Raw genomic sequence first — 17,093 nt, 5'->3', positions numbered from 1 at the left:
GCTCTGTGGCGCTGCGTTCTCTGGCTATTCGTAAAGCTGGGTTAGCCGTCTCGCCGCCGGTCTTTCGAGGCGACTGACGGGACTTCTTGTCGAAAGCAAATGCGCTTGGCGCTTTGGAGTTAAGTTATGAAGGTCAAGCTCGGTTCGAAGACGTTGCTGCGGACGGCGCTATTGCTTACCGGGAAGCACGCAGCCAATTGCCCCGAGTCTTACGGCGAAAGGTCGAGCCCCCGGGCCGCGTCCGCCGCATCAAAAACTATTCGCCCCGTCACCTGGCTTGGTTCAACCGCGCTGCTGGCGTCGCTGGCCGTGACGGTCGTGCCATCGGAGGCGCTCGCGGCCTGTGTCGGCGAGAACACCGGCAGCGTGACCTGCGATGCGGCCAACCCGGCGACCGGCGGCATGCTGATCACGAGTTTTGCCGGCACAACGGTCGTCACCGTCAATCCGGGCGCGCAGATCGACACCGGCCCCGCCAGCGTGACAGTGACCGCTCCCGGCAGCCTGACCTTCACCCACAGCGACACGATCTTCGGCATCCCCCAGATCGTGACCCTCAGCAACGATTTCGGGGACATCAGCTATGTCGGCAATGCCGCGACGAACGCGGTCAATGCGCAAGGCACCACTGGCACGATCGACATTCTCAATACTGCGGCGATCGGCACCGGAGGCCTCGCGGCGCTGACGACAGGCAACGGCAAGATCCAGATCAATTCCAACGCCACCGTGAACGGTACCATCTTCGGACAGTCCAGCGGCGGCGACGTCTTCATCACTGGATCCGGCAGCGTCACGTCCACAACCGCCGGCATCAGCGCCACGACCGTCGGCGTGGGCAACGCGATCATCACCTACAACGGACCCATTACATCGGCAGACGCCGCCCTGTTTGCGTCGACCTTCGACGGAAACGCCACGGTGACGGGGTCCGGCAGCGTGACGAGTGCCGACGGTGCCGGCACCATCAAGGCGTGGGTGGCCGGCAACGGCCCCGGCAATGCGCTGATTGCCTGGAACGGCGCCGTCAACAACACCGCCGGCGGGGCGGGCCTCTATGCGATCGCCGATTTGGGAACGGCCACGGTGAACGTCCTGGGGAACGTCACATCGACCAACAACGCGGCTGTGCGGGCTTCCAGCGGAACTGGGACTGCCACCGTGACTGTTGCCAACGGCTTGACGCTCAGCGGCAGCTTCCAGAACGCCATCGATGTCGGTTCGCCATTCGGCAATGTAAATCTCGTGGTCGGCGATGGAGCTTCCATCAGCGCAATCGTTGACGCTATTTTTGCCCATACGATCACCGGCAACACCACGGCCATAATCGGCGCCGGAACCGTTGTCAGCGCCGCAATAGGAGGAGGACTCGTCCTCCAGGCGCCGGGTGGCATCACCACGGCCACGATCGGCGCCGGAGCCATTATCAGCGGCGAAGGAGGCATCGGCATCGACACAGGCAGCGGCTCGCTGACGATCGGCAACGGCGCGAGCGTCACAGGAACGGGAGCGGGCGGAGTTGGCGTCTCCGTGCAGAGCAAAGCCGGCTTCACGCTGTTCAATGCTGGCATCATCAGCGGTCAAACGGCTGCGATACACTTCGCACACTTTACACCGATCAGCGATCCCATGACGCTGACGCTGGGGCCGACGTCGGTCATCGTGGGCCAGGTGATTGGCGGCGCCAGCCCGTTTCAGATCGCTCTGGGTTACGTGCCGGGTGTCGCCGACATCTTGCAGCTCGGCGGCACCGGCGCCGGCACATTCGATGTCTCGCTAGTCGGCGACACCGCGCAATATTCCGGCTTTGGCACCTTCAACAAGGTCGACGCGTCGAACTGGACGCTGACCGGCACCAGCACGTTCGCGGGACCGGTGAACGTCAGTGGTGGCACGCTCAGCGTCAATGGCGACATCACCTCGGCAGCCAGCCTGACGGTGAATGCCGGCGGCACGCTGGGCGGCACCGGCGTCGTCGGCACCACGGCGATCAATGGCGGCACGCTGGCGCCCGGCAATTCGATCGGCACGCTCACCGTCAGCGGCAGCTTGACGATGACGGCGGCATCGACCTATCTGGTGCAGGTCTCCGGCACCACGTCGGACAGGACCAACGTCACCGGCACCGCGACCCTGGCCGGCAAGGTGACGGTCGATCCGCTGACACGCCTCGGCCAGACCACGACCTATACGATCCTCAATGCGGGTACGCTCAGTGGCACCTTCGACACCGCGGCTGTGGCCAACAATTTCGCCCGCAATGCGCGGCTGAGCTATGTCGGCAACGACGTGTTTCTGACGCTCGATCCCGGCCTGCTCAGCCCGATCTTGCCCGGCAATGCCAGCATCAACCAGAAGAACATCGCCGCAGCGATCGACAATGCCTTGATCGGTGGCGCGGTGCTGCCTGCAGGCTTCAACGGGCTGTTCAACCTGTCCGGCAACGAGCTGCTAACTAGACTGACGCAGGCATCCGGTGAGACAGCCACCGGCGCCCAACAGACCACCTTCGATGCCATGACCCAGTTTATGGGCGTCATGACCGATCCGTTCACCGCAGGTCGCGGCACGCCGCAAGCTGGCGCCGTGGGCTATGCCGACGAAACGCTAACCTACGCTGCGAAGCGCTCTTCGAGCGATGCGCTGGCCGCGATCTATCGCAAAGCTCCGCCAATAGCACCTGCGTTTCAGGAACGCTGGAACGTGTGGGCGGCGGCCTTCGGCGGCTCGCGCAACACCGACGGCAATACGGTCGTCGGCTCGAATGATACCCGGTCGAGCATCGGCGGCGTTGCGGTCGGCGCCGATTACTGGTTCTCGCCCAATACGCTGGCGGGCTTCTCGCTGGCTGGCGGCGGCACCAACTTCTCGGTGGCCAACGGCGGCTCGGGCCGCAGCGACCTGTTTCAGGCGGGTGCGTTCGTCCGCCACATGGTCGGATCAGCTTACATCACAGCAGCGGCGGCCTATGGCTGGCAGGATATCACCACCGATCGTGTCGTCGGCGGTGATCGGCTGCGCGCGCAGTTCAATGCCAACAGCTATTCGGGTCGCATCGAAGGCGGCAATCGCTACCTGTTGTCCTCGCTAGGCGGCGTCGGCCTCACGCCTTATGCGGCGGCGCAGGTCACAGCGCTCGATTTGCCGTCCTATGCAGAGACGGCCGGCGGCGGCGCCAACACCTTCGCACTGGCCTATGCTGGCAAGACGGTGACCAGCACCCGCACCGAACTCGGCTTCCGCACCGACAAGTCGTTTGCCGTGACGGACGCGATCTTGACGCTGCGCGGCCGCGTCGCATGGGCGCACGATTTCAATAGCGACCGTTTCGCTTCGGCGACGTTCCAGACGCTGCCCGGTGCGAGCTTCGTCGTGAACGGCGCGGCGCAGGCGCGCGATGCTGCGTTGACGACCGCATCCGCGGAGATGAAGTGGACGAACGGTTGGGCCGTCGCCGGCACCTTCGAAGGCGAGTTCTCGGATGTCACGCGCAGCTACGCCGGCAAGGGCGTGGTGCGGTATGCGTGGTGAGGTGCTGAGCGCCGTAGAACTCGTGGAGGCCGAGCGCTTTCGCAGCAGGCCACGGCTAGGGTGGCGATGCGCCCGAATGATCCAATGCCCAACGTGCTGCGTCATCAGGAGGAAGAGATAGAGTGCGGTAGCGAGACATTCAGATAGGCTTCGCCAAAAAAATATTATTGAAATATTGTCATTCGGAAGGGCGCGGAAAATGGGCGACGTCACGGTCATCAATTTATCTAATGCGCCGATCAATGCGGGGATCAGTGCCGTCTTCAACTACAATTGGCGCAACGTGATTCCGCCCGGACAATACGTGGTCCTGGACGCAAAGGGTGTCGTCACTCTCAGTGTGAAGTGGGGGTTAGGCGCAAGCTCTTACATTACATCCGACTCAATGGGTATTGGCTTTTTCACGGTTGGCACGGTACTCGCGGTAGCTGGATTAGTACTCGCACTCCCAACTGCCGGAGCTTCGCTCACGCTCATGTTGACGTATACGTCGCTTGCTGTTGCATTCGGTTCGATCCCGGTCGGTGTACTAGGCTTCGCTGTCAAGGATTTTGTGAACTCGCCATACGCAGTTACGGGCATCGAACTCCGACGTCAGCACAAATACGTCGTTGAAGGCGAAATAAAAATCAACAAGGGCGCTGTAATATCCGGTGAAACAAAGGGGAAGGAACTCAAGCTCCGTGAAGTGAGCGATAAGGAATTCAAAGAGCTTCAGGCAAAGGGCGTGAGTCCAATGGACCTCGCGTATGAAGTCGGTCACGACGCCCGCACGATCTCGACTCCATTCGTTACCACCGACGGTTGGATTTGGTTTCAGGATCCGAACAATGCCCTGATGAGGATCAGCCGCGAAGGGACCAAGGCGGCGGAACACATCGGGGGGCACTACGTCAGCTCAAACCCGGTCGTCTTTGGTGATTGGGTCTACTTCCTGGGACTGAACGGCGTCTTGATGCGGATGAAGACCGACGGGTCCGTCTCAAGCGACATCGGAGGACATATCAGTCTCCAAATCGACACCGGCCAGGGTTGGGCCCCATCCGTCGATAGCAACGGGCGGGTGTGGTACTGGGGAAAAAGCGGTGCCTTGATGTGGAGCAACCAAGCTGGAACAGACGGGGGAAACCCGGGCGGAACCTTTATTTCCTCGCATCCGGTCGTCTTTGGCGATTGGGTCTACTTTCTAGGACTGAACGGCGCCTTGATGCGGATGAAAACTGACGGGTCGGCTAGTAATGAAATAGGCGACCGTATGGGACCGCTGGGGACCGGGGGCGACGCAACCCCGCTTGTTGATGGCAACGGTTGGGTTTGGTACTGGGGTAAAAATGGCGCTGTCATGAAGACCAACCAGGCTGGAACGGTGGGAGAAAACCCTGGCGGAGCGTATAGTGCCGCGCCCCCCGTCGTATTCGACAATTTGGTGTACTATGAAGGGCTGAACGGCAACCTCATGTGCATGATGACCGACGGGTCGAGCGAGGCGGACCTTAAGGTCACCACCCAAATCGGCGGGACCCCATTTGTCGCTTCCGACGGGTGGGTGTTCTTTCGCGGAAGGGACAACGTCCTGATGAAGGCCTGTTTCTACAAAAGTCCGCAATTGAGAGGAGGCTGAGGCCATGCATCTTAAGGTATGGTCTCAGTTTAGATGAGTCGGCGGCGGGTTTAACGAGATACGAGCGCCACTGCCCTGGCAAGTGGGCCACGGGGTGAGACGTTGTTTGCCAGCTCACCTCGAATGAGGACACCTATAATTCTAGCTGGATGCTCGTTGCTCATATGCCGGAGTCGTGACGATGCCTGTCAGCTATCCTTAGGAGAGGGCCCCGCTCTCAGCTTCGCTGACAGCTATTTCTTTGTGCAGCATTCCAGCAGCCGAGATTGCGAGGCTGCGGTACGAAGCGGGAGATTGTGCAGAGCAAGGCGCGTGATGGATCGGACGTGAGCTGTGAATGTGGAAGCCATGCGACGTTGAAACGTCAAGTCCAATGGACTCTTAAAAATAGCTAGTTGGTGTCTACGGCAGGCGGCTCGCGCAGGTGTCTTTTGGCCGCGCAGCAAAGGACGTAAATGACCCGAGCGCCTTCATGGCCCGGGCAGAAGGTCGAGATAACCGGTGTCGCCTAAGGTCGCAAGATAGTTAATAGCCTCAGTGACGGCCGCTGCAGTTGCTGGCGATCCGGTCGCAAAACCATTCGTAAATATAGAGCGCATCCCAGCGGATTGGCTCATATAGACCCGGCGGTCGAAGCGTTGATTCTTTACCAAGGCCGTAAGAGTTTCGGCGGCGCGATCTGGAAACTTGGAAGATGCCAGCGCTAATCGGTCCAATACGCTATACGGCTCGCTAGGCGCAAAGCCTGCGTGCGACATCGAGAGCACCTGATCCATCAGCCATTCGTCAGAAATGCCTTTTCGAAAGAATAGCTGCCCAATTGCGCCGATTTCATCACGAAACCTATCAGGCGCTTGTGAGGCTTTCGCTGCCGCTAGCCGGCGTTCCCAGTAGGACCGGGCGCGAGCACGCAGGTCGTCGGGAAGCTGATCAGGTCGTAGCTCAAGTTGAACGCCTAGAAACCAAATTGCATGCTGACGCGGTCCTGCCGGCGCGCTATCCCAAAATTGCTCAAATACATCATCTGGAAACGCCGACTTAATATAGAGAATAACCAGATATTCGGCGAGACGATCATCGACATGCTGCTTGTCCCGAGCAACATTATCCTGCCCAAGCCTCTTGATCTCATCCACATAACAAGCCCGCATAGCCGAAGCGAACCCACTCATTGGGCCGCTGTCCGCGCTGAGGTGCGCAAGCCAGGTGGCGTCGCGTAAAGGTATGTCATTGTCGGGAAAAAGAACCGGCATATGCTGGCGTAGCCAGGACTCCCCAAAAAATGCGAGCCAGTTGAGGTATCGCCCCATGATAGCGCGAGGGATGCGACCGGACGAAGTGCGATCAGCTAGTTCCGCTTCGAAGAGTTGACGGACGTTGGACAGCTTTTGAAGGGCCTCGCGGGGCCTCTTTCCGAGTTCGTTGTCTTCATCTTTGCTGCGCCAGAAAATGAGAAGTATGGCAAGCTCAACCGCGGCGCCCCTCCGTGTTGCCTGCGCCCCAAAGTGGGGAAAACTGCTATAGCTCTCTTCGAAGTTATCCGTGTCTGGTTGGCGCGGGGCGGAGCGATACAGTTCGAGAACGAGTTGTTGCACAAGGTCAGCCTGCACAAACGGTATTGCGTGGGCTCCTCTACGGAGGCCGGAAGCGAGCAATCCGATCGCAGCCTTCTGCGACCATGACCAGTCAGGATCATCTCCCTCTATACTGCTAGGCGCGTGCTTATAAACCGGCCGGGCTACGGCTTCAACGAGCTCAAGCGCGCCGGCCCAATCCAAATCATTATTGTTGTTTGAAGCATTTGAGAGCCCTTCGAGGATTGCGCGTACATAGATGGGCGGAAGCGGAGCAAAGCGAATAGCGTTTGCGGAGTATAAATCTGCTCTGACCATCGCCGCATTGCGAAGGTCCTGCGCAAGGGCGGTTATCGTCTCTCGTTGCTCGCTAGAGGAGGGTCGCCACGTCTCCAAGAAGGCAACGATCTCGTCGATCGGTGCGGTCGATAGTTCTGGTGTTTCCTGAGGACTCTTCGGAGCCTCGTATAAGCGTTGGCGCCATGCCTCAGGGTCGCCGAGCCTTTCAATGCTCTCGCGCCGTTCTGTGGGCAGAGCTTCCCGCCAATGCCACAGTAAATCGCGCACTAAGGTTTCGTCGCGGCTCTGCTCCTCTTGAGGCGTGGGAGGCCTCTTCTCGCGTTGTTCGAAGAGTTCCTTGAAGCGGCCGCGATATTGATCCGGGGCTCTGTCCACGCAAGCCAAGATTTCTAGCTGAATTGACTTAGGTAAGGACGGGAACCAAGCTCGCGCAAGTGCACCATATTCAGTTAGGCACCATGTTCCTTCAAGGAGGTCGCGATCAGTTAGCCAAGCTTGTGCCAGGTCTGGGGCGCCACTTGGATTCAGGGACAGTACGTGTAGTCCGATCCGAATGAAAATCTTTGGCGAATACTTTCGTATCGCCAATACGACACTTCGTGTGCAAGTAGGATCAGCCTCGATGAGGAGTTTAGACGACCTGACAAGCTCGCCAACAAGCGATTCAATTACGTCGTGCTTTATGCCGTGCTCGGAAATGTTGCCCGAAAGATAGTAAGTGTAGTCATGTGGCGGATCGTCTTTCACTTTGCCACTTAGATATACCGCCTGATTGAGTAGATCGCTGATCAAACAGACCGCGCCGATCTTGCAAACTGGAGCAATCGCCTTCACGGCATCGGGCAAGTGATGTTCGTACATGTGTCGGCTGAACAACGTAGTCAGCTTTTCGTTCTCCTCGAAGACCTTGAACACGGAACGTGTCACTTGGAGAGCGGCATCGCCTTCATTTCCCTGGGCGAGGCTCTTGATCAGATCGTGTGGGGCCTGCGCCATGATGAAGCGTGCGTCGGGGGTAAGCCATTGATCGGCAAGATCGACAAGCGGCGCGGCATCGGCCGGCGGCAAGGACGCCAAGATTTCCATTCCCATCTGCTGAACGTCAGGGTGGGTGGACGCCGCAATATCACGAAGCGCCGCGACGACCAGCGTCAGCGTGCTCGCATCGTGCGATTTGGCCATACGCAGAAGATAGCGGCCCGCGGGCCATTGGCGCAGATATATCCCGTCGTCGCCTGCCTCATCGGCCTGCGATAAGGGGGCAACAAGTAGTCTGCGCTTTGCGAGATGCGGTAACCAATCGGGAGTTTCCAGCTTGTTGAAGAAATGCCAGAGCAATGGCAGCGCTCCCGGAATTTCCTTTGAGAAGCTTGTTACGGCTGCGCCGCGATCTTGCACCGCGACTAATTGATCGATCCGTCGCATAAACGCCGCGTAATTTCCCTGAAGCGCGATCATGAGGCCGCGGATGGCGGTATCGAAAGGGGCTTGCCAGTTAACTCGGAAGTCATCGTCAACGGCAAACGACTGATGAAGGGCGCGGGCGCCATGAGCTTGGCCGTGAATTTGCGAGATGGATTTCCAGGCCCGCGCAATGTCGCCATCCGGTGCTAGGCCAAGGCGAGTTACGATTTTTTCAATTTCCTCCTTATGACTGAGTCGCGGACGCAGCTGATTGGCGGCGCGATGAACCGCGTCGTCGCTGAATCCAGCCGCCTTGAGTTGCTTCTTCACTTCCTCAATTCGTCTCGTCTGTTCGGGTGACGGTGTGACCACCAGGTCCATAGGAACTTCGAGCGTCTGCCGGAGGATCGATTCCAATTCGCGCAATGCATGGGCGGCCATTGGGCTCGATACGCGGAGCGCAAAAGAGCCAGCCGCCAAGCGGCAGAAATCAACATAGCGATCGGCTATACGTTTACCGAGCAGGCGTTGGATTAATATCGTCGTATTTTGCTGCTCAGGCGAAAGATCGAAAGTCTTGATGGGTTCGTCCATGAGGGTTTCCGACCATTCTGAGGCTGTGGATTGTGGGCTATCGGCGGTTCTTCCGGCTGCTATCGGAAAATCGGTGTGTCACGCTGGCATGCGAATCGATTCGCAGTGGGCTATTCTAAGAGGTGGCGCTCCCACGGTGCAGATCGACTGGAAAGCTAGCTTGGATGCTTTACCACCACTGTAGCAACAGCACTTTTATTTCGATCATACAAACCAAAGCTGTTTGGTTGTCCGACTTCACGCTCTCAAATGACCGATTGGAGGGAAGGTGGTTGCGTAGTCTCCTGGACGAACGGTGTCGGCAGGAAAGCTTCCATCCCTTACAGATGGAAAGACTACTTCGATACATCACAGCTGCGCTGGAGCGGTATGGTTGGAAAGACGTGCCAGTTCGAATATCAGCGGCATCCTATCGATGATCTCGTGTCGCTGAAGAGCCGTATTCCCAAAGCAACGCTCGATAGTTGGAGAGCCGAACTTTCGAATTGGAACGGAGTCGACGCATTTCGTGGACGGGTAGACGAAATCCTGCGTCCCCTCTCGCGATCAGTCTTCTTTGGTCAAGCGGGGCTCGCCTTCTTGAGGGACGCTTGGATTGCAGGTCGCTTTGCAACGGCCCTTTCGTCGGACCTCGTTCGGTTGGCGCCTACTGAGCGACCGGACTTCGAGATACAAACCGACGAGGTGATACAGCAATTTGAGGCGACCGAGGCTGACAGGGACGGCCGGCGACGCGGGGATGAGCAAGACAGCTTTGGTCTGGAACCTGATCCAGTCGAACAGTGGAGGGCGCGATTTGAGGCCATTCCGGCCGCACTTGACCGAGTGGTTACAAAAAAGATCGCAAAAAATTATCCGCCGGAAGTTGGCCTAGCGATCTACGTCAACCTAGGTTGCTATGGTGCATATGTGGATGAGGGCCTCCCGGTCCTTCAGAACGGCACCGCACCCGCGAAGGACAAGTTCCGGGTGGTGCTCGTGATGTGGGAAGGCACAGTCTACAAGCTCTGGGAGGATGGGCGTCCTATCTTGGTGAAGTGGCCGTATACGAGCGAGGAAGATTTTTGAAGACGTTGGCGCGTAAAACAAAAGGCCCGCTCTCACGAGCGGGCCTTTCTTATTCTCAACTCTGCCGAGCTTGGCTTAACCCTTCAGCACATCCACCAGCGTGGTGCCGAGGCGCGCCGGAGATGGCGAGACACGGATGCCGGCCGCTTCCATGGCTGCGATCTTCGACTGTGCGTCGCCCTTGCCGCCCGAGACGATGGCGCCGGCATGGCCCATGCGGCGGCCGGGAGGTGCGGTAACGCCGCCGATGAAGCCGACCATCGGCTTCTTGCGGCCGCGCTTGGCTTCGTCCTTGATGAACTGCGCCGCGTCTTCTTCCGCCGAACCGCCGATTTCGCCGATCATGATGATCGAGGTGGTCTTGGGGTCGGCCAGGAACATCTCGAGGATGTCGATGAACTCGGTGCCCTTGACCGGATCGCCGCCGATGCCGACCGCCGAGCTCTGGCCGAGGCCAGCCTGGGTGGTCTGGAACACGGCTTCATAGGTCAGGGTGCCGGAGCGCGACAGGATGCCGACGCTGCCGGGCTTGAAGATGTTGGCCGGCATGATGCCGATCTTCGATTCACCGGCGGTGACGACGCCCGGGCAGTTCGGCCCGATGAGGCGCGACTTGGAGCCGGACAGCGAACGCTTGACGCGCACCATGTCGAGCACCGGGATGCCTTCGGTGATGCAAACGATCAGCGGAATTTCCGCATCGATCGCTTCGCAGATCGCGTCGGCGGCGCCCGGCGGCGGCACGTAGATCACCGACGCATCGGCGCCCGTTTTGTCGCGGCACTCGGCCACGGTGTCGAACACCGGCAGGTCGAGGTGCTTGGAGCCGCCTTTGCCGGGCGAGGTGCCGCCGACCATCTTGGTCCCGTAGATGATCGCCTGTTCGGAGTGGAAGGTGCCGTTCTTGCCGGTGAAGCCCTGGCACATCACCTTGGTATTCTTGTCGATGAGAACTGACATCGGCTTACTTTCCCTTCACGGCGTTGACGATCTTCTGCGCGGCGTCGTCGAGGTCGTCGGCGGGCAGCACGTTCAGGCCGGATTCACGAATGATCTTCTTGCCTTCCTCGACATTGGTACCTTCGAGGCGGACAACCAGTGGCACCTTGAGGCCGACAGCCTTCACCGCGGCGACGACGCCGGCGGCGATGATGTCGCACTTCATGATGCCGCCGAAGATGTTGACGAGGATGCCCTTCACGTTCGGATCGGAAGTGATGATCTTGAACGCTGCGGTCACCTTCTCTTCGGTGGCACCGCCACCGACGTCCAGGAAATTCGCCGGGCTCTCGCCGTACAGCTTGATGATGTCCAGCGTGGCCATTGCGAGGCCGGCGCCGTTGACCATGCAGCCGATGGTGCCATCGAGGGCAATGTAAGCGAGGTCATATTTCGACGCTTCGATTTCCTTGGCGTCTTCTTCCGTGGTGTCACGCAGCGCGACGATCTCGGGATGACGGTAGAGCGCGTTCGAGTCGAACGACATCTTGGCGTCGAGGCACTTCAGCTCGCCCTGCTTGGAGATGATCAGCGGATTGATCTCCAGCATGTCCATGTCCTTGGCGATGAACGCGGTATAGAGCTGGGTGATCAGCTTCTCGGCCTGCTTGGCGAGATCGCCCTTGAGACCCAGTGCCTGCGCGACGGTGCGGCCGTGGTGTCCCATCACGCCGGTGGCCGGATCGACCGAGAAGGTGACGATCTTCTCAGGGGTGTTGTGCGCGACTTCCTCGATGTTCATGCCGCCTTCGGTGGAGACCACGAAAGCAACGCGCGAGGTTTCACGGTCGACGAGGAGGGAGAGGTAGAACTCCTTCTCGATGTCCGAGCCGTCTTCCAGATAGATCCGGTTGACCTGCTTGCCGGCCGGGCCGGTCTGTTCGGTCACGAGCGTCGCGCCGAGCATTTCCTTGACGAACTGCTTGGTCTCGTCGATCGACTTGGACAGGCGGACGCCGCCCTTCTCGCCGGCCGATGCTTCCTTGAACTTGCCCTTGCCGCGGCCGCCGGCGTGGATCTGGCTCTTCACCACCCACAACGGACCGCCGAGCTGCTTGGCGGCAGCTTCAGCTTCCTCGGCCTTGAGAATTGGCACGCCCTTGGAAACGGGCACGCCGAATTCCTTCAGCACGGCCTTCGCCTGATATTCATGGATATTCATAAGTTGCTCCCGAACCCCGGATGGTGAACTTGGAATTCACGTCGTTTTCTTTGAACTGGCATACCGTATACCAAGCATGCTGCATGTCAAAGCCGACGGAAATTCCGCGTGACGGACGAATTGGCTGAGGGGTTCGTTGCAGTGTTTGCCAACGTCGTCAAATGCAAAACCGGCACCCAGAGGGTGCCGGTGAAGTGGTCTTGATCTTAGCCGAGCAGGTCGGGTGCGATCTTCTTGCAGGCGTCCATCAGGCCGACCACCGAAGCCACCGACTTGTCGAAGCCTTCCTTGTCCTTGCCGAGGAGTTCGATCTCGACGATGCGCTCGACGCCCTTGGCACCGATCACGACGGGAACGCCGACATACATGTCCTTGACGCCGTATTCGCCGTTCAGGTGCACGGCGCAGGGCAGAACGCGCTTCTTGTCCTTGAGGTAGCTCTCGGCCATCGCGATGGCCGAGGCGGCCGGGGCGTAGAAGGCCGAACCGGTCTTGAGCAGGTTGACGATCTCGGCGCCGCCATTGCGGGTGCGGTCGACGATCTCATCGATGCGGGCCTGCGAGGTCCAGCCCATTTTCACCAGATCCGGCAGCGGGATGCCGGCAACGGTCGAATACTTGACCAGCGGAACCATGGTGTCGCCGTGGCCGCCGAGCACGAAAGCGGTGACGTCCTCGACCGAGACGTTGAATTCATCGGCCAGAAAGTACCTAAAGCGCGCGGAGTCCAGCACGCCCGCCATGCCGACGACCTTGTTTGCGGGCAGGCCGCAGGCCTTCTGCAGCGCCCAGACCATCGCATCGAGCGGGTTGGTAATGCAGATCACGAAGGCATTCGGGGCGTACTTCTTGATGCCTGCGCCAACCTGCTCCATCACCTTAAGGTTGATCGAGAGCAAATCGTCGCGGCTCATACCCGGTTTACGCGGCACGCCGGCGGTGACGATGATGACGTCCGAACCTTCGATCGCCTCATAGGAGTTGGCGCCGGTCAGCTTGGAGTCGAAGCCGTCAACCGGCGAGGACTGCGCGAGATCGAGCGATTTGCCCTGCGGCACGCCTTCCGCAATGTCGAACATCACGACGTCGCCGAGTTCTTTCAGGCCAACGAGGTGAGCGAGCGTTCCGCCGATCTGACCAGAACCAATCAATGCGATTTTGTTACGCGCCATGGGAAATTTATCCTTTAAGCCCGAAGGGGGAGGGAGGGAGCAGGAAATGCTGACAGGCTGGTTATCCCTTTCGCGGACACCGTTCAAGTCGGGGCCTGCCCAATTGTCGAGCGCCGGCCTGCAATGCAAATTATTATGAGCAAACCGGAAATTGGAATCGCTCGCGAAAGTACCGATTCCGCTTTGATATCGATCTGATCGCGCGCGTCAGGTTTCGACCAAGCCCGTGGTGGCGCCCGACGCCGTGGAATCGCTGCGGCCATGGGGCAGGGCCAGATATGTTTCTGAACTCATCTCGAACAGCCGCGACGCGGTCCGCGCGAATTCCATTGCCTCGAAACCTTCGCTGGCCTGATACAGCGCGTGCGGTTCGCCGGCGGCTGAGGCCATCAGCTTCACGGCATTGTCATAGAGCGTGTCGATGAGAGCGATGAAGCGCTTGGCGGCGTTGCGGTCGCCGTAGTCCATCATCGGAATATGTTCGATGAAGAGCGTGTGATAATCGTGCGCCAGTTTCAGATAGTCTGATGCGCCAAGCGGCTTCTCGCAGAGGTCGCCAAATGAAAACCGGGCCACGCCCTGCGCTTCCAGGGGAACACGCAGCGTGCGGCCCTTGATCGAGATATCACGCGACTTTGCCGGTGCGCCGCCCGTGAGCCTTGCCCAAGCCTTGTCGAGCGCGGCCTTTGCTGCATCATCGTCCGGCACCAGCCAGCTCTTTACGCCGGCCAGTTTCTCTAATCGGTAGTCGGTGCGCGAATCCAGTTTGCGCACCTCCATGTGATCTTCGATCTGCTTGATGAACGGCAAAAACAGCGCACGGTTGAGGCCGCCTTTGTAGAGATTGACGGGTTCGACATTGGACGTCGCGAAGACGACGGTGCCGAGTTCGAACAGCCGCGCGAACAGCCGGCCGAGGATCATCGCATCGGCGATGTCGGTGACGTGAAATTCGTCGAAGCAGAGGAGCCAGGCTTCGTCGAAGATCGAATTCGCCGTCAGCGCGATGACATCGCCGTCGGGGAGCTCGCCGCTCGCGATTTTCTGGCGAAAATTATAGATGCGCTCATGGGTGTCGGCCATGAACTCATGGAAATGAGCGCGACGCTTGTGCGTGACCGCGCTGGCTTCGAAGAACAGGTCCATCAGCATGGTCTTGCCGCGGCCGACCTCGCCATGGACGTAAAGACCGCGTGGGGGTTGCCCATCCTTGTCGCCAAACAGGCGTCCGAAGAAGCCCTGCTTGCGTGGTGGCCTGTAGGTGGACAGCGTCGCATCGAGGGCCGCAATGGCCTCGACGGCGCCGGCCTGCGCCGCGTCAGCCTCGATAGCGCCGGAGGCTACGAGGGCTTGATATTGTTCGCGGAAGGATTGCGGAGGGCTGGACGACATGGGGCCCTAACGGCCCCATGCGCCCGGAAAATGCAAGATGCGAATTGGTCGAAGCGGATATGCGCTCATGCGCTGAGCGCGTAGGAATCCTCAACCAGATAAGGGCCGCCGCCCGTGGATGCCCGCGACGAGAACAGCACGAAGCGCGAGGCGGTGAAGATCTTTGTCGGGAAGTAGCCGCGCACCGAAAGATAGTCGGCGACGTCGCGGTCGCAGGAATCGCGCAGTCGGGCCAGCGTGACATGCGGCGTGAATTTGCGGCCCTCGGGCTCAAGCCCGCAGCGGCGCACCAGACGCTCGAGTTCGGATTGCAGCTCGATCAATGGACGGCTCGGCTCTACCGCCGCGACGACAGCGCGGGGCTTCTTGCCACCGAAGCTCGACAGGCCGCGGACCGCGACCTCGAAAGGCCTGCGCTCCACGCGTGACATCAGATCGGCGATTTCGTTGGCGGAAACGCCATCGATGTCGCCGATGAAGCGAAGCGTGACATGATAATTTTCGGGATCGATCCAGCGTGCGCCTGGCAGGCCGCCACGCAAATTGGCCAATGTCTGGCCGATCTCGGCTGGTATCTCCAGTCCGGCGAACAAACGCGGCATAGTCAGCTCCTCTTTGCCGGGGCGCGATTTTCGCCGAAAGGTGCTGACTACGGTGTGCTTACGCACGCCCGCACCCCTCGGCGAAAATCATGCCCGAACAAACGAGCCGGTGACGAATCACCGATGTCTTTTTTTACCCGACTTCTGTGACTCTGCGAAGCAGATGCCGCGCCCGGTGCATGAAGGTTCCGTGAAAAACCGTCATTAAGGTTGAGGCTGCCTGTTTCTCAACTGCGTTGCCCAGCGATCGTGCCGACAAATGCCTCGACGCTGGGCAGGATGTTTTTCACGACGATGTCCACGCCCTCTGCTGTCGGATGCATCGCGTCGGCCTGGTTGAGCTTACTGTCACCGGCGACGCCTTCGAGAAAGAACGAATAGAGCGGCACGCCAAATTGCTTGGCGAGATCCGGATAGATCGAATTGAACTTTTCCGCATAGTCGGCGCCGTAGTTCGGCGGTGCCACCATGCCGCAGAGAAGCACGGCGATGTTGCGGGCCTTCAGCCGCGTCAATATCTCGGTGAGTGCCGCACGCGGGACCTTCGGATCAGTGCCGCGCAGCGCGTCGTTGGCGCCGAGTTCGACGATCACGCCCTGCGTTCCCTCTGGGATCGACCAGTCGAGCCGGCCGAGGCCACCCGAGGTGGTATCCCCGGACACGCCGGCATTGATCATCTCGACCTCTATCCCCTTGTCCTTCAGGGCCTTTTGTAGCCGGACCGGAAACGCGGCCGCGGCGGGCAGCCCGTAACCGGCGCTCAGGGAATCGCCCAGCACCACCAGTTTGACTGGTTTGGCCGCGCCGGCGGCAGCCGTCTGTGCCGTGGCGGTGGGGATCGGGAGTGTGACCATCAGACCTGTCGCGAGAAGCCACATAAACGTGCGCAGCAGCCCCTCGACCGCCGCAAACGAAGTGCCATATGAAGCTCGCATGGATACTTTCATTGAAGCCTCATCATCGGCCGGCGTTTCGCCGGACACCATTTCAATCTCGAACATCAACCTCTCGCTCGGCACCGGTGCCGCGCGCGTGCACATCCTCAAGGATATCAGCCTGCGCGTCGGATCGGGGGAAGCGATCGGGCTGATCGGCCCGTCGGGCTCCGGCAAGTCCACGCTGCTGATGGTGATGGCGGGGCTGGAGCGTCCTGACTCTGGTCAGGTGGTGGTCAACGGCACCTCTTTCAATGATCTCGATGAGGACGGATTGGCGCGGTTTCGTGGCCGTCATGTCGGTATCGTCTTCCAGTCCTTTCACCTGATCCCGACCATGACGGCGCTGGAGAATGTCGCGGTACCGCTGGAGCTGGCGGGTCATCCCGATCCGGCCGGCCGTGCGGCGCGCGAGCTGGAAGCGGTCGGTCTCGGCGCCCGTCTGCATCACTATCCGACCCAGCTTTCTGGTGGCGAACAGCAGCGCGTCGCGCTGGCGCGCGCATTGGCGCCGGATCCCGCGATCCTGGTCGCCGACGAGCCGACCGGCAATCTCGACGAATCCACCGGCGGCCAGATCGTCGATCTCCTGTTCGCGCAGCACGCCCAGCGCGGCATGACGCTGGTGCTGGTGACCCACGACAATACGCTGGCGCAGCGATGCGACCGCGTGGTGCGATTGCGTTCCGGCCGGATCGATGGTCCCGCCACCGAGCGCAACTGGGTCGAGACGGCCTGA

General features: G+C 60.0%; 11 protein-coding genes. 4 read left to right on the top strand and 7 right to left on the bottom strand.

Features of this window, described 5'->3' with window-relative positions; genetic code table 11:
- Positions 1-126 precede the first annotated feature (126 nt).
- Together A4A58_RS04430 and A4A58_RS04425 are read left to right on the top strand one after the other, a co-directional pair.
- A complete protein-coding gene (locus A4A58_RS04430; RefSeq protein WP_068730106.1) occupies positions 127-3,531 on the top strand; it encodes an autotransporter outer membrane beta-barrel domain-containing protein in 3,405 nt (1,134 codons plus the stop codon).
- A gap of 199 nt (positions 3,532-3,730) precedes the next feature.
- Complete coding sequence (locus A4A58_RS04425) at positions 3,731-5,152, top strand: hypothetical protein (protein ID WP_068730104.1); 1,422 nt, start codon at positions 3,731-3,733, stop codon at positions 5,150-5,152.
- A gap of 470 nt (positions 5,153-5,622) precedes the next feature.
- Here the strand turns inward: A4A58_RS04425 and A4A58_RS04420 are convergent, their stop codons facing one another.
- Positions 5,623-9,024: a hypothetical protein gene (locus tag A4A58_RS04420; protein WP_068730102.1), complete on the bottom strand. Its 3,402-nt coding sequence runs from the start codon at positions 9,022-9,024 to the stop codon at positions 5,623-5,625.
- Between the two features lie 369 nt (positions 9,025-9,393).
- On the opposite strand from A4A58_RS04420, the gene A4A58_RS04415 reads away from it, so the two are divergent.
- Positions 9,394-10,092: a hypothetical protein gene (locus tag A4A58_RS04415; RefSeq protein ID WP_068730100.1), complete on the top strand. Its 699-nt coding sequence runs from the start codon at positions 9,394-9,396 to the stop codon at positions 10,090-10,092.
- 75 nt (positions 10,093-10,167) lie between these two features.
- On the opposite strand, the gene sucD is transcribed toward A4A58_RS04415, so the two are convergent.
- From sucD to A4A58_RS04385, 6 genes are all read right to left on the bottom strand, one after another.
- A complete protein-coding gene (gene sucD, locus A4A58_RS04410) occupies positions 10,168-11,052 on the bottom strand; it encodes a succinate--CoA ligase subunit alpha (protein ID WP_068730098.1) in 885 nt (294 codons plus the stop codon).
- Between the two features lie 4 nt (positions 11,053-11,056).
- Positions 11,057-12,253 carry an ADP-forming succinate--CoA ligase subunit beta gene (gene sucC, locus A4A58_RS04405; RefSeq protein WP_068730096.1) on the bottom strand — a complete coding sequence of 399 codons (1,197 nt, stop codon included), beginning with the start codon at positions 12,251-12,253 and terminating at the stop codon, positions 11,057-11,059.
- A gap of 206 nt (positions 12,254-12,459) precedes the next feature.
- Positions 12,460-13,425, bottom strand: a complete 966-nt coding sequence (gene mdh, locus A4A58_RS04400) for a malate dehydrogenase (RefSeq protein ID WP_068730094.1) — start codon at positions 13,423-13,425, stop codon at positions 12,460-12,462.
- A 207-nt stretch (positions 13,426-13,632) separates the two neighbouring features.
- Entirely contained in the window at positions 13,633-14,817 is a 1,185-nt protein-coding gene (gene zapE, locus A4A58_RS04395) for a cell division protein ZapE (protein WP_068730093.1), read from the bottom strand.
- Between the two features lie 65 nt (positions 14,818-14,882).
- Complete coding sequence (thpR, locus tag A4A58_RS04390; protein ID WP_068730092.1) at positions 14,883-15,419, bottom strand: RNA 2',3'-cyclic phosphodiesterase; 537 nt, start codon at positions 15,417-15,419, stop codon at positions 14,883-14,885.
- Positions 15,420-15,646: 227 nt separating this feature from the next.
- Positions 15,647-16,354: an arylesterase gene (locus tag A4A58_RS04385; protein ID WP_081421692.1), complete on the bottom strand. Its 708-nt coding sequence runs from the start codon at positions 16,352-16,354 to the stop codon at positions 15,647-15,649.
- Here A4A58_RS04385 and A4A58_RS04380 point away from each other — a divergent pair.
- Positions 16,353-17,093, top strand: a complete 741-nt coding sequence (locus A4A58_RS04380; protein WP_068730091.1) for an ABC transporter ATP-binding protein — start codon at positions 16,353-16,355, stop codon at positions 17,091-17,093. The two genes, A4A58_RS04385 and A4A58_RS04380, sit on opposite strands and share 2 nt — an antisense overlap.

Source organism: Tardiphaga robiniae (assembly GCF_001618955.1).
Taxonomy (GTDB): Bacteria; Pseudomonadota; Alphaproteobacteria; order Rhizobiales; family Xanthobacteraceae; genus Tardiphaga; species Tardiphaga robiniae_A.
The sequence above is the reverse complement of the archived record's forward strand: the minus strand, read 5'-3'. Positions and strand labels throughout refer to the sequence as shown.